We start from the raw sequence: 22,307 nt of genomic DNA, 5'->3' as shown, positions 1-22,307 counted from the left end.
ACTACATATTGTTCATCATCTACCAGCAGTATTTGCAGAATAGGCTTCTTCCTCCTTTTCGATTCGTATCCGGTAACAGGTTCCTTGAGACGGGGCGGAATCCAGGGATAACCCGGAATGCTTGCCGAAGTACAGCCTCAGCCGCTGATTCACATTCCTCAGCCCGGTCCCAAGCTGCTCATTACTGATCATGTTCTCATCAATATGACGGCGGATCGCACCCAGCTTGTCCTCGTTCATTCCGGTTCCGTTATCCTTCACTGTGATCAGAAGGTATGAATCCTCCTCTTTCGCTGTAATGGAGATAACTCCAGGCCTTAAGCTCGGTTCAATTCCATGCTTAATGCAATTCTCCACCAGCGGCTGGAGAATCATCCTCGGCAGGCGGTATCTGCCCGCCTCTGCCGTAACGTCAATCTCGAAGATAATCTCTTTTTTGCGGAGATGCACCATATGAAGGTAATGCTCCACAAAATCCAATTCATCCTGAAGGGTGGAATCCAGCTGTTCAATTTTGTTAATATACCGGCAGTACGAGCCTAAATGAAGCGTCATAGCAGTCACAGCCTGATAGTCCTCAATGCTGGCCTTGCTCTGGATGAAATTCAAACAGTTATATAGAAAATGCGGATTGATCTGTGCCTGATACTGCTTCAGCTTCGCTTCCTTGACTTCAATCTCTCCCAGCAAGACCTGTTCAATCAGTTTCTGGGTGTTCTCTGCCATGCGGTTGAACGAATTGCCCAGCACCCTGAACTCATTAACCTGCAGATCAACGGCACGGCTCGAGAAGTCTCCCCTGTCAAACCTGTCAATGGCCTTGCGCAGCGTAATAACGGGCTTCTGTACCTGTCTGCGGAGCAGCAGCGTGTAGAACATAATGCCCACCAGCACAACCAGTACAGCGAAGAGAAACAGCCTGTTGTTGCGGTTAATCGGTTCAATGTACTGGCGTTTGGGATAGGCATCAATGAAATACAAATCCAGCATGTCCGACTTCATGTAGTTAATCAGGTACTCTGCATGTTTCTCATTAACGGAGATGGTACCGCTCTCCCCGTTGATCCGGGGGAGCATGTACTGCAACAGCTCTTCCGGAAATTCTGCCCCGGTCTGAATAAAAACCTTCTGTGAGGCATCATACAGAATCGGCGTGCCGGATACATATTGCCCCATCATCTTCACAAGATTCTCCAGAGAAATCCGCACTTCAATCAGCAGCGAGCTGATATGACTGCGCATAACATTGGAGTAATACCCTTTACCGTCCTTATCCATGTGCAGAATCCAGCGGTTGAGACCCTGCTGCGGGGGCATAAAGGAACTAAAGGAGAAGGACGAATCCGAGGATACCGTCTCTTTCTCATCCTCATAATACAGAATAACAGTATTCTTCCAGGTAGTGGAGGCTGCGTTCAAGGCCAGCTTATCAATGATAGTCAGCTTCATCTCATACTTGGCATACTGATCCCCGAACTTCAGAATATACGGATATCCACGCACAGACTGGTCCTGTGACAAAATAATGGTATTTGTCAGCACCTGTTCAAACTGCGTGGATAGCTGGGAGGTCATAAATTCAACCTCGTACATTTTATTTTTTCTCAGCTCACTCTGGATGTCCTTAACGTTCAGTCTGTATATGATCCAAAAAGCCCCCACAATAATCAGGAGCATCAGCATCAGGACTAAAGACAACCACTGAAAGATGGATAGGCGATATTTCACATTGGCTCCTCCGAATGAAAGGACGGCCTTAGGGGCCGCCCTTCTCTCCTTTTTCTGGTACTACTGAATGGATTGATACCACTCATTGACCTCTTCGGTCACTTTGTCGCCGCCTGTAGTTTTCCATTTCTCTACAAAGGTATCGAATTCGTCCACCGGCGCTTTGTCATAAATAATTTTGTTCAGCACTTCTTTCTCCAGCTTCTCAAGCATATCCCCGCGGGATAGCTGGGTTTCTGTAGGCGTACCTGTGAACATCTCAGGCATTACGCTGTCCTTCTGGTCGATGATAATCTTGGCCGCTTTGATCTGTTCAGGAATCCGCTCGGACAGATTCTTCTCATATTGATTGGACGGCTCTGCCCCGCCTGCCAGCTTGGCCAGCGTATTCATCATCAGATTCGGAATAATCGCTCCGTCATAAGTCAGGGTATAACGGATTGCATCGACCCAGCCGCCCGGAATCTTATCACTGTCCTGCTCTTTGAGAACGGTTCCGTCCGGAGCGATATCATAGTCGTAGCCCTTGGCGAAGCCGTCTACGAATGTTGTGCTCTCCGGATTGGCCCAGTTGTCAAACAGATAATTCTGATAGACGAAGAAGGCGTCTTTATGCTCCATATCCTTGTTGATCAGAACAGCACCGGAGGCGATCTTCGTGCCGTGTCTGCCCACCTTGCCGTCCGGGCCTGCCGGAAGCGGATAAGCCTTATACTCGGCATCCGGAACGTTCTTCTGGAGATCCGGAAGAGGCCAGCCTGTCATCCAGTAAGGACCGACAATAATTCCCGATTTGCCTGCTGTGAACGCTTCTGTCGCTTTGTTCTCGTCATACAGACCCGATTCGGAGGAAATATATCCTTCCTTCATCCATTTCTGCATTGTCGCCAGCCCCTGCTTCATCTCAGGCTGCACAGAACCGTAGGCCAGCGTATTATCCGCCGTCTTGTTCCACTGGTTAGGCATTGCGCCGAACATACCAAAGATCCATCCGGCTTCAGACATCCATGTATTCAGGTTATTTTTGAAGCCTACAGCGAGTCCCGTGGTATCCTTCTTGCCATTGCCGTCAGGGTCCTGATTCGTGAAGGCATCAAGCACGGTCTCCAGCTCAGCGAGATTGGTCGGCGCCTTGAGATTCAGCTTCTTCAGCCAGTCTTCTCTAATGTACATCACCGGGTCATTATTGTAGGCGTTTTCGAGAATCGGGATGCCCATACGTTTGCCATCTCTCATGTAAGGGTTCCATACGCTCGGCTCTTCCGCCATCGCCTGCTTATATACATCGGAGGCATATTTGTCGAATAGCTCGCCGGCATCCGTGAATTGGCCGCTATCAATCAGATCGGAAATGAGGGAAGGACTGCCCCGGAAAGAGATGATATCCGGCATTTTTTCCCCTGAAGTGAGCATCAGCCGCAGCTTGGTTTCATAGGCATTATTCTGGTCGCTTACGGTCCAGAGATACTTAATATCAATACCCAGCGTATCCTTGGCCCATTTGGTATGCACGTTATTCTCGATATTCTCGCCATTCTTAAATTTCAGGCTGCTTGCAATCGGAAATACAGTTGTAATAGTAACAGGTGTTGTATATTTACCATTCTCGAAGGGAGCTGAATACATCGAGTCTTCACCAGCTGCCGGCTTGTCTTCTCCGCCTGCATTCTCCTTGTCAGCATTGCCGCCGCAGCCTGTCAGCAGGCCGGCCAGCATGGCTGTGGATAACACGGCCATAGCAGAGAATTTCATTTTCTTTATCATTAATCTTGCACCCCTTTAAATAAAATTTAAGCATATTAAGTTCCTGAGTCAATCTTTTTTCAGCGCGTGCATCACCCCCTTCATAGGAAGGGCAGCTATTCTTTAACCGCCCCGAGGACAATTCCCTTTACAAAGAATCGCTGCAGGAATGGATAGACGATGAGAATCGGCGCCATTCCGATGAAGATCTGGGCCGCTTTGACCGTTCTTTGCGAGATGTTCTCAAGATCTTCTGGACGTACTGTCACCTTGCTGAAGTCCTGCTGGACAATGACCGACTGCAGGAAGGTAGCGAGCGGATAGTTGCGGTGATCTGTCATATAGAGCAGACCGTCGAACCAGGAGTTCCAGTGACCGACGATCGTAAACAGCGACAGCGTGGCAATCGCCGGCATGGATACCGGGAGATATACACTGAACAGTGTTCTGAAATGACCGGCACCGTCTATAAAGGCTGCCTCCTCCATCTCTTTGGGGACCGCCCTGAAGAAGTTGAGGAGCAGGATGATGTTCCAAACCGAGACGGCACCCGGAAGAATCAGAACCCATATCGAATTCATCAAATGCAGCTTCTGAATCAGAATGTACATCGGAACCAGTCCGCCGCTGAACAGCATCGTGAATACCAGAAGCCAGATATACATATTCCGGCGTCTGAACCGGGCGTTCTCTTTGGACAGCGCATAGGCTGCAAGAATGACTACCCCCATGCTAAACGCAGTTCCCAGCACTGTACGCTGCAGCGTCACCCAGATGGAACGGGTGAAATTCTCATTGGCTACGGTCTTGGTATAGGCGTCCAGTGTGAAATCTACCGGCCACAGGCCTACCAGATTGGCGTTGGCTGCCGACTTCCCGCTGAACGATACAGCAAGGACATGAATGAGCGGAATCACGCACAATGCTGAGATAGCAATCATGAAGATATAGTTGAACACGGTAAAAATACGGTACGATTTTGTTTTATGATACATGCCACGTTGGCCTCCATTCTAGAAAATACGGTAGTTAGCAAATTTGTAGGAGATGCGGTAAGCCGATACAATCAGCACAAAGCTGACAACGGATTTGAACAGTCCGACCGCTGTAGAGAAGCTGAACTTACCGTCCACAATGCCAAGTCTGTAGACAAATGTATCGATAATATCGCCTTTGTCGAATACAAGTGCGTTATAGAGGTTGAAGATCTGGTCAAATCCTCCATTAAGAACGTTTCCAAGAGCCAGCGTTCCAACCACGATGGTAATCGGCAGCATGGCCGGCATCGTAATGGCAAGTGTCTGCTGCCAGCGCCCTGCTCCATCCACTTCAGCGGCTTCATAGAGAGCCGGATTAATTCCCGCCAGAGAAGCCAGGAAGACGATGGTGTTGAAGCCGAACTCTTTCCACACATCACTTACAACCACAACAAATCTGAACCAGTTCCCGTCACCCAGGAAAAAGATCGGCTGGATTCCAAACACACTTACCAGTACCTGATTGATCAAGCCCCCGTCTCTCGCCAGCAGGTCTGACAGGATACCGCCCAGGATAACCCATGACAGAAAGTGAGGCATATAGACGATGGTTTGGACCGTTTTCTTAAACGCCATTTTTCTGATCTCATTCAACAGCAGCGCGAACAAGAAGGGAACGATCAGCCCGGCGATCATCTTGAGTCCGGCAATAATCAGCGTGTTCCAGATAATCTGAACGTTCTCCGGGATACTGAACAGGTATTCAAAATGCTCCAGACCCACCCATTTAGACCCGCTGAATCCTAATCCCGGCTTATAATTTTTGAAGGCAATCGCCAGGCCCGTCATCGGAATATAGGCGAATATCAAGGTTAAGATCAAAGCCGGCAGAACCATCAGATCAAGACTGATCGTGGATCTCCACTTGGATCTCTTGCGGGGCTTCCCCGCATTTATATCCAGTTTTTCGCCTTTTACGCTGGCGGGCGTAACCAAGTTTTTCATGCTTCTGCTCCCCTTTGCTGGTCAACGTTGTATCCGTTTACTTTGTTTATAGATTAATCATAACTAGTGGAGCATGGCAGATACATGATAAATACAGAACATAGATAACAATTTGATAACTACGGGTATACGTCCCGTAACGGAGAGCAGCGGTTCCCCAATGTCGGAGAACCGCTGCCTTATGAATGCATATTCTTTGCCGATAGATTTACTGATACATGCTATACACCTGTTCACTATAACGGCGGCCGATCTGTTTCAACTGAACAAGCCAATACATCTTCCGCACAATTTTGATAAAAGAGTGCACTCCCTGCAGCCTAGCCCGCGAGCTTCTGCGTCAGCTCACGTTCTTCGATAATCCATTTTCAGCACATGAAACGACTTGGGCCCCAATTCATACATCAACGGGTTGGCGGTCTCAAGCGGAGCGCAATGAGGGGCAATGTTACGCGGTGTCTGAATGGAGTTCACTTCTTCTTCCTGTCCCTGCATAACATACACCTCCCCGCGTCCGGTCAAGGTCATCTCCGTCTTCAGCTCCACCTGAACTGTACGCTCCAACGTATTAACCAGCTTCACATAGATCACCTGCTCCGCTTCGTTATACGACACCGTGAACGGGATCTCTTCCTTCTCATTTACGGTCTGCAGCAGCTTCGTCCCCATAAGCGTACTGTACATTTGCTGCACATAATAACTTGGCGTTCCGTAGCTGCTCTCCCCGTCGAACCAGATCATGTCCGGAGACCACTGGGCGTAGCCCAGTCTGGCAAACAATGGGGCATAGGAGGCAAGCACCACTATATCGGCATTCCGCTCGATTCCGGTCAGGAATGCGGCTTCAGCGAGTGCTGCCCCCCAGCTGTTAAAGTGCGGCGCGTTCATCCCATTACCATAGTGACCCGCATATTCCCCGGCAAACACCCTGATATCTCTGGGATAGTGATCGTAAAAATGAACATTACTGCACAGCCATTCGGGCTTCACATAATAATGCTCATCAACGGCATATACGAAATTCGGGTTGTCCTCGGTCCGTTTGCGGTAATATTCCCACGCCTGGCTATAATGTACAGAGCTGATATCCGGACCGGCGGAACCAATGAGCTGTACGGAAGGGTATTGTGCATGAATCGCCTGCTCGAACAGCTCGTATCTTGTGAAGAAATCTGCGTGCTCGCACTCCCACTGTTCATTGCCAATCCCGATCATCTCCAATCCGAACGGCTCAGGGTGGCCCATCTCCATGCGGAGCCGGCCCCATTCCGAATCCGCCGTCCCATTGGCAAATTCCAGCAGATCCAGTGCATCCTGAATATATTCCTGAAAAGCAGCTTCATCTACACCCACATGCTCTGTTGACTGGAACTGGCAGGCCAGCCCGACATTCAGCACCGGAATCGGCCGCGCACCCAAATATTCGCATAAGAGAAAGTACTCATAAAAGCCTATTCCCAGGCTCTGATTATAGTGGCTGTACTCGCTGGTGTACTGATTCTCCTCATTATTCCCGTGCATGGCCCAGCGGCTGCTGTTATTCTTGCGCTGCTCAGCGGCGCCCACACTCCGTTTCCACTGGTACCGGTTCTCCAGGGAATATCCTTCTACAATACACCCTCCCGGAAACCGCAGAAAACCGGGTTTCATCTCCTCCAGTAATTCGACCAGATCCCGGCGGAATAAACCCAGCACAGCATCTGAGGGAAGCATGGATATGAAATCAAAGTACACCGTTCCTGGAGCATCCAGCCTGATGACGAATTCTCCATAAGAGACAGGCTCACTGCAGCTGAGCTGCGCCGTATAGCGTGTCCATTCTCCGCTTACCGCCGGGGCAATGGCAGCCTGTGCCATAACCTTGTTGTTCTTTTCCACAGAGATTTCAATTCCGCCTGCATATCCCTCTGTTCTTGCATAGAAAGACACCTGATACTGGACTCCCGGCTTCAGTGAGACTCCATCGTAGGCCTTATTTGTAAAAGCGTTCCCGGCTTCTGCGGCAGTAAACTCCAGGTAATGGGGGTTGATCTCATTCTGGGGATGCACCGTTTGAATCTGCAGCCTTGCACCGCCTGCCCGTGCGGGATAAGCGCTCCAGCCATAAAGGCCGTCATAGGTTTCGCTGAAGTTACCCTTATCGCCTCTCGCTTCCATGAACTCGAAGGACCGGTTCTCTATCATTTCGGCATGCAGCCCGCCGTCCAGACCGTAATTTATATCCTCAAAGAAGAGCCCGATCATCCCCTTTGAAATCGGTGCACCGGGCTTGTCTGTAATTTGTATTTTCATATATAGGAACCTCGCTTATGGATTAGTACGTTGACGGTTACAAATAAGAAATGATCTCAGGGGTAATGCTGCTGTCGTAGCGGTCAGAGATGCCGAAGTCCATCTGTTTATAGGTCCATGCTGCCCTGCCGATCTTGTATTGTTCAAAAATATCATGGACATCCCTGTACCAGTTCACCACGCTTTGAGCCGGGGCTTGTTCGATAACGCCGTATTCTCCGCAGTACAAATACACATTACGCTCTGCAGCGACATCAATGGCATTCCGGATCAGGCTGGTCATATAGGCTGGACCCATCCCACTGATGCCTTCCGCATGAAGCCCCGAGCCGAAAGCCCCAATGGCCGCGGAAGTGCTGCGGTATGTCTCCAGGTCGCCCGGATACTCCATACGGCTCTTTGGCATCTGTTCCACCCAGGCTGCACGCTGGTGCGTGAACAGGAACGGCTCATAGAAATGGAAAGTGTACACGATATTCTCGTCATACGGCTGATCGAGCAGCCCGAGGGTATGTACGCTGTTCCACTGGATGCCGCCGACAACGATTTTGGTCTCCGGCGCATACTTGCGGATCTCGGCAACCGTCCTGCGGGCCAGCGCATTCCAGCGACTGCTGTCCTTCTCCACAATTTCATTTAACAATTCAAAGGCTACGGTGTCCTTATAGCTTGCGTAACGGCTAGAGATTGCCTTCCATAAATGAAGGAACCGGAGCTGGAGCGCCGGATCATCAAACAGGGAATTAGCGGCCACGCTGTCGAAGGAGAACCCGGGGGTCTTATGCAGATCAATAATAAGGTTCAGTCCGTTATCGGCGCACCAGCGGATGCAATTATCGATATGCTTGAATCCCGCGTAAGCCTCTGTGTCCCCCGGCTCTTCAATAACTTCATAATCTACCGGCAGCCGGACATGGTCCAGGCCCCAGGAAGCAATCATCTCGATATCCTTCTCCGTAATGAAGGAGTCATAATGTGCCTGCTGATACGGACACTGGGACAGCCAGCCTCCCAGGTTAATCCCTCTTGAATAACCGATCCATTCTTTCATCACTATCATCCTCTCCGGCTTCCGCCTGCATCATATGTTGCTCCTGCTACCTGCATTAAGCATAGATAACCCCGGCCGGCAGTACAATTACACATCGTGCGCAAGTACTAACCTATTGTGCAATCATTATTTACAAGACCGCCTGCTTGCTTTTACAATAGACCTATCTGCTGACCGGAGGTTCCCATGAACATATACAATATCGGCTACAATCACAGCCATGACGCGGACTTTATCATCAACAGGCCCCAAGGCTCCGGCGACTATATGCTGCTGCTGCTGAAGACACCGGCTATCTTCACTTTTGACGGAGAAAACCGGATTACCGGGCCTGACTCCTTCATCCTGTACAGCGAGCATACCCCCCAGTTCTACCGGGCTTACGGGTCACAGTTCACCAATGACTGGTTTCATTTCCAGCTGGACAAGCCAGGCGATGAAGCGCTGCTGGACAGGCTGGCTATTCCCAAAAACACAGTAATGCCGATTGGTGATTTAAATGAGCTGTCCATTATCATTAACAATTTGTGCTATGAAGCTTACTCCTCCAACCCGCATAAAGACGAGACCATAGAATTATATTTACAATTATTCTTCATTAAGCTGAGCAACCGGATCCATTCCGCCGGACGGGAAGTCGGCACTACGCATTACAACAAGATGTCGATTATACGCACCAAAATTTATAACCAGCCCTTCCTGAACTGGACGATCGACGGACTGTCCCACGAGCTGACCATGAGCAGGTCGTGTTTCCAGCACTTGTATAAGGGCTTCTTCGGTGTAAGCCCGATGGCCGATGTCATTGCCAGCCGGATAGAACATGCGAAGTACCTGCTCGCCACTACAGATATTTCCGTCAAGAAGATTGCCGAGATGTGCGGCTATGCAAGCGAAATCCACTTCATGCGGCAGTTCAAGCAGCAGCTCAGGTTAACCCCCTCCCAGTACAGGGCAGACAGAACAAAGCCAGACCGCTTGTAAGCGGTCTGGCTTTTAAAATTAAATCTGATAAATAAATATTAATTATTCCGCACCCGCTCAACCCGTTCAATAAGCTCCTGAATCACTTCATCCGGTGAGCGCTCGTTCATCCAGGTCTGGCCGAACATCTGAAAAACCTTTATCATCGGGAAGTCCTCCCAGAAGCCGACAAACTCCTCGTTAAGATATACCTTGTCTGTGACATGCTCATTCATTTCATTCAGGCACTCTTCCAATACGGCTTTTGCGGCGGGGTCACTGACCCATTCGCTGAGAAGGCTGAATTTGTGGAACGTGATTTCTTCTTTACCAAAGTCACAGTGCAATCTACCCGTGATCCGGATGTCCTTGGACGAGCTGCCCAGCAGAATCTGAAAATATCCTGTATCTGCGGCCCAGCGGTTGTACTTGGTATTGAAGTATGAAAAATCTCTCTCCTCCAGCTCAAAGACAATCGTCTGCTCCTCGCCCGGATCAAGCTCAACCTTGGCAAAGGCCTTCAGCTCCTTCTCCGGCCGGGTCCACTTGCACTCTTCATCGTGTACGTACAGCTGGACGACTTCTTTCCCTCTGCGCTTGCCTGTATTGGTGAGCTGAAAAGATACTTTGACGCAAGTTTCGTGCTGCACCACTTCCAGGTCCGTATAGGCAAATGACGTGTAGGACAGGCCGTGTCCGAACGGGAATTGCGGCGCCAGCTCCTTACGGTCGTAGTAGCGATACCCCACGAACAGGCCTTCGCGGTAATACAGCTTGCCGTTCTCTCCGCGGATTCGCATATGCGAAGGATTATCCGCCAGCTTCACCGGGAAGGTCTCCGACAGCTTGCCTGAAGGATTGGTGTAACCGAACAATACCTCTGCTATGGATCTGCCCATGCCTTGACCCGACAGCCAGGAATGAATGACGGCAGGAACATGCTGCACCCATGGACGCATGACCAGCGCCGAGCCGCTGCTGGTTATCACAATACATTTTGGCTGAACAGCGGCAACCGCCTGAATCAGCTTGACCTGGTGCTCGGGAAGCTCGATGCCCTTCAAATCATGCATTTCCGATTCGGCATATTCCGGCTGGCCTACAAACAGTACAGCCACATCGGCGTTCTTCGCCAGCATTACACTTTCCTTAATAAGCTCTTCATTCACAGAATCATCTTCCGGGTATCCGGCTGTATAGCTCACCGTAGCCAGACAACCTGCCAGCTCTTTGATTTCATCCAACGGGATATCGACTCTGGTAGGGGTTACCTTGGCACTGCCGGCTCCCTGAATTCTCGGCTTCTTCGCAAAACGTCCAATTACCGCAATCGACGAAGCCGTTTCCGGCCGCAGCGGGAGAATCGCATTATCGTTCTTCAGCAGCACAATGCTTTCGGCCGCTGCTTTACGGGCCAGCATGTGATAATCCGCATTCCCCTCTTTTTCCGCAGCTTTGTTTCCGGTAACCCGCTCAACCAGCTTCAGGATACGGCTCACACTCTTGTCCAGCTGCTCTTCGGATAGCTTCCCGTCCTGAACCGCCTCTACTATGGCTTTGGCATTGTAGTGGGCAGGGCCCGGCATTTCAAGGTCCAGTCCGGCCTTTAGACCGCGTACCCGGTCATTAACGGCTGTCCAGTCGGACAGGACCACGCCGTCGTAGCCCCACTCTTCTCTGAGAATATCGTTTAACAAATGCTCATTCTCGCTGGTATAACTTCCATTCAGCAGGTTATAGGAGCACATGACCGTCCATGGATCGGATTTCTTAATGATCCGTTCAAAGGCGCTCAGGTAAATTTCACGCAGCGTCCGCTCATCGATTTCCGAGCTGGTCACCATTTTTTCGAACTCCTGGTTGTTGCCTGCAAAGTGCTTGACCGAGGCTCCCACGCCTTCACTTTGGATACCGTTAATGAAGGCTGCGCCAAGCTCGCCCGTCAGACAGGGATCTTCTGAATAGTATTCAAAATTTCTTCCGCCAAGCGGTGTTCTTTTCATATTGACACCCGGACCGAGCAGCAGCTCTACCTCCATCGCCTTGGACTCCTGTCCAAGCGCCACGCCTACCTCATGCAGCAGCGCTGTATTCCAGGAAGAGCCGATCGCAGACCCTGTCGGGTAACAGGTCGCCGGTACATTCTCCGTGGTGATTCCCATCTCTTCATTACTGTTCGTCTTGCGGATCCCGTTGGTCCCGTCATACATATGAACTGGCGGAATATTCAGCCGCTCGATCCCTTTGGTCATCCACATATTCAGTCCCGCAACAAGCGAGGCTTTTTCGGTAAGGGTCAATGCCTTCAACAATTCATCAGGTGATTTATTCATGCTGCTCCATCCTTTATTATTAGATTAATGTTCCTGTTCCTTTTTCAGCTCCTGGGCATCATACAGCTTGAAGAACGGAAACCAGACCGCAAACACAATCAGCAGAACCACAGCCAGCAGAATGAGTCCGTTAAATCCGCTCATCAGATAGGTAGACAGCCCGATCGGGGTGTACCACAGCTGGAAGATTTGGCTCGGAATCCGGACCAGCCCCATATCGAGGACGATATACACGAGAATCGGTGTGACCAGTCCGTTAATCCACATCGGCACCATAAGCAGCGGATTGAACGCAATCGGTGCCCCGTACACAACCGGCTCGTTAATATTGAACAAGGACGGGAGGATGGTCGCTTTGCCGACAGACTTCAATTTTTTGGACCGGGCCAGCAGGAACCAGACCACTAAAGGCAGCGTAGCGCCCATCCCGCCGATACCCAGCCAGCCGGAGAAAAAGGTTTCGAATGTATTGATGTTGACCGGATCCTGACCGGCTGCGACGAGGGCTGCATTCTGTTCAATGGCAGGAATCCAGATGGCGTACCAGATCGGAGTCATCACCCATGGGCTTACACCGAAGGAATACAGCACCACGCCGATAAAGTTGAACAATACAAAGCCGGTCAGACTTTGACCCATGGCATTGATAGGCTCGAACACATTGACAATCAGTGCAAAAATATCGAAATGAAGCGGATAGACCAGAACCCAGCCTGTAGTTAAAATAAGAGCAATCGGGACGAGAAAATCAAACCAGTCCATAATGAACTCCGGAAGGGAGGAGCCCTTTTTGAAGAATGAAAATTTGTTGCACAGATTCATGACAAGAGCAACAAACACACCAACCAGGAGTGCCGTAATCATCCCCGAAGGCCCAAACCGTTCCAGAATGAACTGGATGGTTCCGTCATCATTTAGGGTCGGGTTAAGCAGCATCACGAAAAGGGAGACCCCACTCATTCCCGCCAGCAGCGCTCTCTTTTTTCCATGACGGTATACGGCGTTAAAAAAGCAATAAACAACCCCAATAGCCCGAAGCTAAAGGTCGTAATGGGTGTAAGATCCGGCATCCCCGGAATGAAATCCTTCAAGATTGAAATGAGTGTGATAATCGAGCCGATAAAAATCATCGGAATCGCCACCATAATGGCTTCCTGAATGGATGCCACCCAGAGATTATTTGTAAACGCCTCCAGTCTAGGTGCAAACGATTCTGTCATCCACTTCATGAAACGCTTCATCTAAATTCCCCCTGTCTTTCTCTTAACTGCTACAACCCTAGTATAGAGATTATTGATACCGTTTTCTTGTTGTAACTTGCCGCATCCGGGTTCGTATTTTGCCTACTTCCTGCCTCCTGTACTAGCTTGTCTGCTTCGATCCAAAATAAACAACAAAAAACACCCCTTCATCAGAAAAGGGATGTTTGCTCAGTGTATTTTCAATTAAAACTGCCTTTCGAGCTGGAGCAGCAGCACCCCATGAGGCGGGAGTACAATTTCTTTGCGCCAGCTTTCCTTCTGTACAAGCTCTGTCCGGATGACCGGACCACTTCTGCTGTTTAAATACTGAATTTCCTCCTGTGTTAAAAAATCAGGCGCGCCTATAGTCATCCACTCATCGAATACCGACCCATGCTCCCGGTCCAGCTGATAGCTGGTGCATTTATAGCTTCCTGCCAGCTGGTTTAGCGTCAATTCAAAGACTTTGCTGCCTTTTTCCTCAAATACGTCATATCGGGTGGAGCCGGACAGCTCTGACCAGTCTCCGCTCGCAAACAGCTGATCCACATGGACGTAGTGATAGAACAGAAACTGCAGGCTTCCGTCGCTTTTCCGGGTAAAGACATAACCATCTCCCTGCATCAGCAGCTCGTCACCCAGCTTCTGCATCAGCTCAAACGCATAATACCCGGGCTTCTTCAGCCCGTCGCGGTTGATCAGGCCAAAGCCTCCATAGAACGGGGAAGCCGGAACGACGCTTTCTTCAAAAACATCGGTAAAGGACCAGTAGGCCATCGCCGCCACATCTCCGAGCGTATTCATGGTCTGGTAGATGACAAACGAGGCCATAAACATCGTATCATGCAGCAGATTCCGGTCATACAGCGAAAAATTCCACTCGGTAATATGAAGCTCAACGTCACTGTACGAGGCCGACTTCATCTTTTGCCGCACACGGTCAATGCTTTCCTTAAAAAATGCCGGGGGCATGATCCGGGTCAAACGGCCCTCTTCCGTTTTTAGCTTGGGGTACTCCGAATAAATATGGAACGAAAAGAAATCGAGCGGCACTTCCCGCGAGCTGCAGTAAGCTAAAAAGTCCTCAGCCCAGGTATCGTTCCAGATCGAGCCGTATCCCATAGCGGGCCCACCTGTCCTCAGCTCCGGCAGCACCGATTTAATCGCATGAACGGTGGATTCGTAAAAAGCGAAGTATTCTTCTTTGCTGCCTGCCCAGCAGACCCCTGCCAGATCCGGCTCGTTCCACACTTCAAAATACCACTGCTTCACCTCATCCGCCCCGTAACGGTTCAGACAATGCCGGATGAAGGCCCGGACCAGCGCTTCCCACTTGGCGGGATCTGCCGGCGGACTGATATTGCCTCTCCACCAGAACAGCGTTTCCTTGGACCTCGCCAGCTGTCCCGGCATAAAGCTCAGTTCAACGAATGGCCGGACTCCCTGCTCCAGAAGGAAATCATACAGCTTGTCCACATAAGACCAGTTATAGACCGGTGTGCCGTCCTCATTTTCACTGTATACCATCATCTCATCATTAAAAATGCCGTGAAACCGGATATACCGGAACGGGATGCTCCCCTTCAAGGCAGATAGCTGCTTCCGCCAATCCTCGCGCAGTCCTTCTACGGCTCTTCCGGCCGTCGTGGTGATATTCCAGTGCTTTTTGTAGCTAGCCGTTGTCTGGTCTGCACGAACCTCAATCCGTTCAGGGGCAGCTGCAAGCACAGCCGACAGCGAAACGCCGGACTGGTCGGCATCCGTGCTAACATCCAGATAGCGGTACAGTGACCCTATGGCATTCATCGTGTCCATCTCATAATAGTCCCCGCTTGAGGATTCCTCATATGTTTTAGGCTTGCGGTTCAGGTTCAGCCGGTGCGGTTCCGGTGTGAGCGAGGCCTCCCGGTAGGAGCCCGGCGTGCAGCCGTATTTTTCCTTAAAATACTTGTTGAACAGCTTCACGTTGGCAAATCCGCAATCCAGGGCTATTTCAGAGATGGTCTTATCGCTTTCTGCCAGCTGAAGCTGGGCCTTTTCCAGGCGGATAAGCGTCAAATACTTTTGAAAGGGAATCCCGATTTTGTCCGTGAAGAAGTGGGAAAAATAATGCAGGCTTAAATGCTCGGAGTCCGCCATATCCTGCAGCGTAATCTTTTCATTATAATGGCGGTCGATGTATGTGAGGACACTGTTCAGTCTTTTATAATCGTTGTCCCTGCTTCCTTCTGCCACCGCCGGATTCGTACCGTCTGCAAAATATCGCAGCAGGCATCCGCATAACAGCTGTAATCGGCCTATCGTGTAGCTGTGATAACCCGGAGATTTCTTGTTAATCTCCCAGACCATTTGCGCAAGATTATGCTTGATGCTGTGCAGACTCGACGGGTCCTGCCCGGAATGACCGGCAGAGTTGCAGGAGATGAACGCATTATTATGCAGCAGCTCCGGGCCGAACTGCAGGGTTAACAACACATTATCCTGATGGGTCCGCTCAATCTTATGAACCGACATGCTGTTGATCACGAGAATATCATCTTCCTGGAGCGTATATTGCTTCTGGTCCAGATACATGTTGATCGAGCCGTGGAGAACATACAGGATCTCAACTTCCTTATGCCAGTGGAAATCAATATGCTGTACGGAATTCACGAAGAGCTTCATCGGCAGATCGTCCTGATGCTGAATAAATTCGTATAAATAGCGAATCGTCTGCTCCTCCCTTCATACCGCTTATTATAGACATATCGATTTTAAGTTATCAATATGAAGACCACCACTCTAACACTTGCAAGGCGCGAAGCGTATTCCAGCGGCTCTCCCCGCCTGACGGGTCCTCCATATGAAAAGGAATATCGTCCGGCCGGGGACTGTCCAATGGCCAGCGGCCATTTGCAGCCTGCTTCGCAAGGATTAATTCGATGGCCTCCGACATCCGTTCATCGGGCTGTGCACCGGCTACACGAAAATACTCCAGTCCGCGCAGGATATCATAGTGATAGGACGGCGGATAAAACATACATGTAAAGCGGGGATCGATCACACCGCCAGAGGAAAGCGACCGGAATAGCCCCCGCTCCAGCAGATATTCTTCTCCCCGCTTGCGGGCGGTGGTCACTTCGGGATCAGCGCCCGCCGCCTTCTCATATTCCAGCAGTCCCTCCAGTACACAGATCGTGCTGTGAAAAGAGGACCTTGTGCTGGGAGGCGCTTCACAATTCCATCCTCCATCCGGCAGCTGCCCGTCCAGAAGATATTGAACCAGCCGCTCACTTGTCTCCCCATAATAAGAGCCCGCCGCCAGAATCCTCCCGTTGATGCACGCCTCGACTTCCCCTTCAAAAAACGCCCGGTTCTCATGATACTCCCAAATTAAATTGTCCCGTACCAGCGCAATGGCCCTGCCGGCCTCCGCACTTTTGGGCTCCAAGCCCATATCCTTTAATAAAACCAATGCAAACAATGTATTCTGCAGCGGCCAAGCATCCTCATCCGCCCACCAATGCCCCTCTCCCGATTGCCTCAAAAGGACCTGCTGCCCCCAGCCCTCCACTGCAACCTGCGAGCGTACCGCAGCAACCTTATCTTCCGGTTCATGCAGCAAATCGCGCATCACCTGCCAGCGGACCGCAGGGTCTGAATCCAGCAGCCATTCTATTACCGGGCCTGTAAGCAGATTCTGCTTCCAATCGCGTTTCTTGAAGTCGGTCATGAGAATTCCTCCAATCGGATGTGGGATTCTATTGGAAAAAGTAATATATATTTCAGTATAAATTATTTGGAACAATATGTAATGCTGCCTGTCCTCCAGTGGCCGTAGACAAACGGAAAAGCCGGGATTATGAACAAGACTGACATCGCCCTGCCTTCCCGGCTTTCCTCTAAACGGTTATTTATTTAATACATCCAGCAGCAGCGACTGCATCCGCAGCTGTCAATCGTGCTACTGTATTCGGGTCCTTGTAGACAACGCCGGTAACGGATGACCCTAGATCAGCCTTTGGAATAGAAGCCTCTCCTCCCTCTATTGCAGCCGCGGCTATGCCTTGAATACCCGGAGCCGCAAGCTGAAGAACCAAAACCCCCGCTACCACTCTGGAAATCCAAGTTGTATTCCGGTTAGCTTTCCTCATTAACAAGCCTCCTTCATATCTTCGATTAAATGAAGCGCTTACAAATAACTCTCTGCTTGTGTGCGTTAATTGCTGTACCCATGAGGGAAGGAGCGCCGTGGCGCTCCGCGTTACCATATAGACTTCATTTCCCAAATTTCTAAAGACTTGACCAAGGAATCAGCATCTCCCCATAGTCTAAGCCCCAAAGCATCCTTGCGGCCCGGGTATGCCCGGGTTGTCAGGCTCTTAAGTCCGTTGACATAGGCTTCGACCATGGAGCGGTCCAGATAGAGATGCAGCTTCAGATTCTCGCCGCATAGCTCCAGCTTGCCGCCCTGAATCCCGCGGCATCTTTCTTCCGGATGCTGTGATGTTTTCGTCCGGTCGGCCAAAAGCATGGATTCCTTCCAGTCATAATACAGCAGCGTCTCTTCCTCTCCATCCGGTGTACAGCGGACCTTGATTCCAAGCTGTGCAGCACTGCCCCGCTCCATTTCCAGCTGAATCTCCAGCATATCGCCTTGAATAGCCCTCAGCTGGTCATTTGCTTCTGTTAATGACTTGTCACGAAGCGATAATCGCTTCTCGCCCCGCAATGACTGCAGTTCCTGAATCGGCTCGATTCCAAGCCGGCCATCCTCCCTCAAATACACGCTTACCGGCAAACCGCCGTTATGGGCCCAGCCTGACTGGTATTCCAGCACAGATGTCCGGTCACCCTGCGCAATCGTAAAGACGATATTTCTGCCTGTCACCGGATCGGTCATTCCGCTCGGACCGGTAAAATGGAAATCACCGACATCCAGTAATTGAGGTTCCTCCTGGTCCGGTATGAAACTCAGATTGTGCTTGTCCATCTGACCGATCCAGTAAAACACTTCAACATCGGCGCCGGCTCCCACAGGGCTGACCAACAGGAGATGCTTACTTACACCGTGCTTGTCACTGCCCAGAGGAAGAAATACAGGGAGCTCCCAGATCGGTCCAAGATAAGGAAACTTCTGAATGTCCGCTTCAAAAAATGATCCTTTGTACGTCCAGTTCAGCATGTCGTCTGACGCAAAAGCCAGCGCGGCTCCCCCGCTGCCTTCCACTCCCGACCCGACCAGTGCATACCAGCCGTCCTCATCCTTCCACACGAACGGGTCACGGAAATCTCCAAATGCCCCCATCCCCTGCTGCTGTACAATGAGCGGCTCGGGATGTTTGATCCACCTGACCAGATCAGGGTCCTTATCTTCGGAATAAGTGCTTCTGGCCAGCGCCACGCTCTGATTCGGTGACGCACTGTCATTGCCGGCCGTAAAGAACAGGACAGGCAGGCCGTCGGCATCATAAGTCGCGCTTCCTGACCAGATTCCGTCGGGTGCGAGTTGATCCTTCTCAGGTGCCAGGGCTATAGGAAGATCACGCCAATACACCAGATCCTTGCTTACCCAATGCCCCCAATGAATATGGTGGAAATACGGCCCTTGCGGATTATGCTGATAGAACAAATGATATTGCCCGTCAAAATAGATTGGCGCATGAGGCTCGTTCATCCAATGGGCCGGCGGGCTGACATGATATTGAGGTCTGTGCCGGTCCGCAAGCAGTGGCGTCCTGTCCAGCTTGATGTCGTCATACTCCACTTGCGGCCGGACGCCTCCATGTGCGGCGAGCACCTCCTGATAAGAAGAGGCGACTTCCTCGTTACTCAGAGCGTGGCTATACATCTTCAGCTCATCCATGAGTCCGCTGAACATGTGCAGGCTGAACACGTCTGCAAGCTTGCTGCTGTGATTGTTCCTGCCGATGAGCAGGTCAGTATCTGCCGCTACTGCCAGCCTTGAACCGGCAGGTACGACCGCCGAAGCAATCTCGCTGCCGTTCAAGTACAGTTTAAGCTCACCTTCATTCCCATTGAACACGGCATTTACGTAAGACCACTCATTCTTGGGCAGCTCACAGCCGTCCGGCGACCAGATTTCCTTCCATTCTCCTCCCTCAAGCCCGATTTGGAAGGACCAGGAGCCGTGACGGAACATGCCAAGCAGATACCCCTGCTTAGCATCCTTATTGTGCCGGTTCACAATGGCAGCCAGCTTGCCCTCGTGCCCCCACTCATAGGTTCGCGGGGCCACCCATACCCCGATGCTGAGAGCCGGCAGAAATTCCGGCTCCCCATTGCGCTCTTCCTCATGGGCAGAATGGGCAATATAGGTTGAGTAACCATCGAAGAGGAGACTTGTTCCTGCCACTCCCTGCCTCCATGGCGGAGTACAAGGGTCGGTAAATTCCGCATTATTAAACACATAATGGACATTATCCACCGTCTTAGTGACGCTCTCCAGCGCACCTGCTCCGGTTCCTTCATCAAAAGCCCAATACATCGTTATTCCGCGGTCTCCCGCTGAGCTGCTCATGCCTCATTCCTCCCGCCCGGTATTCCGATAGACTCCAGTGTATGGATCTGAAGCGAATTCAGAACAACCTGTCCTGACTTCGCACTTACCCCGATACTCTCGATCGGAGCTTCAGGGAAAATCTGATCGGTCAGCACAACCAGTCCATTATCCGCATACACTTCAACCGCATTGCGGTCCAGCCAGATCTGCAGCCTGAGCTGTCCATTCACCGCAGCCAGGCTCGCACCATGCCGGCCGGCAAACGCCGGATGAAAATCAGTCACACCGGAATGGGAGCGGTCGGTGAACAGCCGCTTGTCAGCAGGGTCGTAACCGATAAGGATCTCGTCCTGTCCGGCGGATTTCAGATGAATATAAACTGCGTCCCCGGACCGGACATCCAGCTCTGCTTCAATCTCCAGCAGATTATAATTTGTCTGCTGTATAAAAGGAGTCTTAGGCGTAACCGTGACATCCTTCCAGCTCAAGGAATCTTTGCGCAGCTGCCCGATTTCCCGGACAGGCATTTGGGTCAGCACGACACTCCCGTCCTTGCTGGTCAGCGACAAGGCGCGGGGCAATGTCATTGCACCTCTCCAGGAACCGGTAGGGGTCTCGTTGGCATATTTCCAGTTGCTCATCCACCCGATGAGGACGCGGCGGCCGTCTTGCTCCGGAATATCCGACCAGGTAACACCTGCATAGTTGTCTCTGCCATAATCAAGCCACAGGATATGATCGGCCGGGTTGTCATTAATAAACGTCTTTCCGTCAAACTCGCCAATGAAGTATTGCGTGCGCGAACCTTCGGGACAATCAGGATTGTCCCCGATGCTTATAATAAGCACCCATTTCGAACGCCCCGCATCATCCACCGGCAGCTGAAACAGATCAGGGCATTCCCATACGCCATCATGGGAGCCTTCTCCCTTGCCGAATTCTCCGGTCAGCGACCATTCGCGCAAATTTTCAGAGGCATAGAACCGGGCATGGTCTCCTGCAACAATCGCCATAATCCACCGCCCGCTTTGCTGATGCCAGAACACCTTAGGGTCCCGGAAGTCTATCAGGTCATCCTCGGAGAGCACTGGATTACCATCGTACTTCTGCCAGGTATGACCTTTATCGCTGCTGTAAGCCAGACTCTGCCGCTGACGCGGCTGTCCCGACTCCGGATGGGTATCGGCATGCGTAAAAATTGCCACAAGCCCATGGGAATCTTCGAATAAACCGCTGCTGTTATTCCAGTCCACTACACAGCAGCCCGAGAAAATCGCACCATGCTCATCCGGGAATAGCGCAACAGGCGCGTGCTCCCAGTGAACCAGGTCTTCACTTACTGCATGGCCCCAGTGCATCGGTCCCCATTTATTACTGTAAGGATGATATTGATAGAATAGATGATAGCTTCCCTCATAGTAGACTAATCCGTTGGGATCATTCGCCCAGTTGTCAGGAGGTGAAAAGTGAAACCCCGGTCTGAACCGGTCGTCATTGTCCGGTTTGGCGGACTCCATCAGGCGGTTAATCTCATCTGTCGTAGGCATGGACCCAAGAGCCCCCTTTCGTGTTGTAACCAGCGCTCCGCCGGCATTAGCGAAGCTCAGCATGCTGGTGATTTGCCGGGTGGTCAGCTCCTGCAGAGAACTCCCGTTATCGAGGATCTTATATAACAGGCAGCCCAGAAAAGCGTCTCCTGCTCCTGTCGTATCAACGGCCTTGACCTTAACCCCCGGCACATATCCATCCTGATCAGCCAGACGGTAATAGCAGCCTTTTTCCGCTAAAGTGACGACAATGAGTGCAATATCATATTGCTGCTGGAGCGCAAGTGAACCTTTTACAATATCGTTTGTGCCCGTAATAAAAGCCAGCTCTTCTTCCGAAATCTTCAGGATATCGGCATAGTTCAAACCCCAAAGAATATGCTGTCTGGCTTCTTCCGTGCTCTCCCATAATGCAAACCGGATATTCGGATCAAACGACAGCAGTACACCTGCTTCTTTAGCCTTAAGTACTGCCGTCCGGGTTGCCGTACGTGCAGGTTCATGCGTCATAGACAGTGAGCCGTAATGCAGCGTCTTGCAGCTGTCAATCCGCTCAAGAGGGAGGTCCTTTGCATGTAAGAAGGTATCCGCTCCCGGCTTCCGGAAGAAGCTGAAGGACCGGTCTCCCTGTTCATCCAGATGAACAAAGGCCAAGGTTGTACTTGCTTCGTCCGTAACCGAAACTCCTGTTACATCCACACCATTATTTAGTAGTGTATTGTGCAGTAAAGAACCAAATTGATCCTCTCCAACCTTGCTGACTAGTGCCGATCTTGCGCCCAGGCGGGACAATGCAGCGGCCACGTTAGCCGGAGCGCCTCCCGGATTGCATTCATACTGCTCGTTCCCCGCGGCTGAACGGCCTGCCGGAGTAAAATCTATCAATACTTCACCGATAGCGATCACATCAAGCACAGTTTCTCCC

Annotated in this window: 15 protein-coding genes; 1 reads left to right on the top strand and 14 read right to left on the bottom strand. The window is 51.0% G+C overall.

Annotated elements, in window-relative coordinates:
* Window positions 1–15: 15 nt before the first annotated feature.
* From BLR64_RS16980 to BLR64_RS16955, 6 genes are all read right to left on the bottom strand, one after another.
* Entirely contained in the window at window positions 16–1,728 is a 1,713-nt protein-coding gene (locus BLR64_RS16980; RefSeq protein WP_139172008.1) for a sensor histidine kinase, read from the bottom strand.
* A gap of 60 nt (window positions 1,729–1,788) precedes the next feature.
* A complete protein-coding gene (locus tag BLR64_RS16975; protein WP_090715938.1) occupies window positions 1,789–3,492 on the bottom strand; it encodes an extracellular solute-binding protein in 1,704 nt (567 codons plus the stop codon).
* A gap of 95 nt (window positions 3,493–3,587) precedes the next feature.
* The gene (locus BLR64_RS16970) at window positions 3,588–4,466 is read right to left on the bottom strand and encodes a carbohydrate ABC transporter permease (RefSeq protein ID WP_090715936.1); all 879 of its coding nucleotides are present in this window, start codon (window positions 4,464–4,466) and stop codon (window positions 3,588–3,590) included.
* An 18-nt stretch (window positions 4,467–4,484) separates the two neighbouring features.
* On the bottom strand, window positions 4,485–5,444 hold the full coding sequence (locus BLR64_RS16965; protein WP_415841095.1) for an ABC transporter permease: 960 nt from the start codon (window positions 5,442–5,444) through the stop codon (window positions 4,485–4,487).
* Between the two features lie 354 nt (window positions 5,445–5,798).
* Complete coding sequence (locus tag BLR64_RS16960) at window positions 5,799–7,745, bottom strand: alpha-L-arabinofuranosidase C-terminal domain-containing protein (protein WP_090715932.1); 1,947 nt, start codon at window positions 7,743–7,745, stop codon at window positions 5,799–5,801.
* Window positions 7,746–7,782: 37 nt separating this feature from the next.
* A complete protein-coding gene (locus tag BLR64_RS16955) occupies window positions 7,783–8,796 on the bottom strand; it encodes a glycoside hydrolase family 5 protein (RefSeq protein ID WP_244157742.1) in 1,014 nt (337 codons plus the stop codon).
* Window positions 8,797–8,982: 186 nt separating this feature from the next.
* On the opposite strand from BLR64_RS16955, the gene BLR64_RS16950 reads away from it, so the two are divergent.
* Window positions 8,983–9,780 carry an AraC family transcriptional regulator gene (locus BLR64_RS16950; RefSeq protein WP_090715928.1) on the top strand — a complete coding sequence of 266 codons (798 nt, stop codon included), beginning with the start codon at window positions 8,983–8,985 and terminating at the stop codon, window positions 9,778–9,780.
* A gap of 38 nt (window positions 9,781–9,818) precedes the next feature.
* Here the strand turns inward: BLR64_RS16950 and BLR64_RS16945 are convergent, their stop codons facing one another.
* The 8 genes from BLR64_RS16945 to BLR64_RS16915 form a co-directional block, all read right to left on the bottom strand.
* Window positions 9,819–12,092, bottom strand: coding sequence for a beta-glucosidase family protein (locus tag BLR64_RS16945; protein WP_090715927.1), 2,274 nt, complete (start codon window positions 12,090–12,092; stop codon window positions 9,819–9,821).
* 24 nt (window positions 12,093–12,116) lie between these two features.
* The gene (locus tag BLR64_RS16940) at window positions 12,117–13,028 is read right to left on the bottom strand and encodes a PTS transporter subunit EIIC (protein ID WP_341833389.1); all 912 of its coding nucleotides are present in this window, start codon (window positions 13,026–13,028) and stop codon (window positions 12,117–12,119) included.
* Between the two features lie 20 nt (window positions 13,029–13,048).
* Window positions 13,049–13,333: a hypothetical protein gene (locus tag BLR64_RS31120; RefSeq protein WP_341833387.1), complete on the bottom strand. Its 285-nt coding sequence runs from the start codon at window positions 13,331–13,333 to the stop codon at window positions 13,049–13,051.
* A 204-nt stretch (window positions 13,334–13,537) separates the two neighbouring features.
* Window positions 13,538–15,997 (bottom strand): GH39 family glycosyl hydrolase, encoded by a 2,460-nt coding sequence (locus BLR64_RS16935; RefSeq protein WP_244157737.1) that lies wholly within the window; start codon window positions 15,995–15,997, stop codon window positions 13,538–13,540.
* Between the two features lie 97 nt (window positions 15,998–16,094).
* A complete protein-coding gene (locus tag BLR64_RS16930) occupies window positions 16,095–17,045 on the bottom strand; it encodes a hypothetical protein (RefSeq protein WP_090715925.1) in 951 nt (316 codons plus the stop codon).
* A 181-nt stretch (window positions 17,046–17,226) separates the two neighbouring features.
* Window positions 17,227–17,466: a hypothetical protein gene (locus BLR64_RS16925; RefSeq protein WP_090715924.1), complete on the bottom strand. Its 240-nt coding sequence runs from the start codon at window positions 17,464–17,466 to the stop codon at window positions 17,227–17,229.
* Window positions 17,467–17,576: 110 nt separating this feature from the next.
* Window positions 17,577–19,853, bottom strand: coding sequence for a GH32 C-terminal domain-containing protein (locus BLR64_RS16920; protein ID WP_090715922.1), 2,277 nt, complete (start codon window positions 19,851–19,853; stop codon window positions 17,577–17,579).
* A complete protein-coding gene (locus tag BLR64_RS16915; RefSeq protein WP_090715920.1) occupies window positions 19,850–22,297 on the bottom strand; it encodes a PfkB family carbohydrate kinase in 2,448 nt (815 codons plus the stop codon). The genes BLR64_RS16920 and BLR64_RS16915 overlap by 4 nt, the downstream gene beginning before the upstream one ends.
* Window positions 22,298–22,307 lie beyond the last annotated feature (10 nt).

The organism is Paenibacillus typhae (genome assembly GCF_900099765.1).
Lineage (GTDB): Bacteria > Bacillota > Bacilli > Paenibacillales > Paenibacillaceae > Paenibacillus_AQ > Paenibacillus_AQ typhae.
This window is presented reverse-complemented; position numbering and strand designations above follow the sequence as displayed.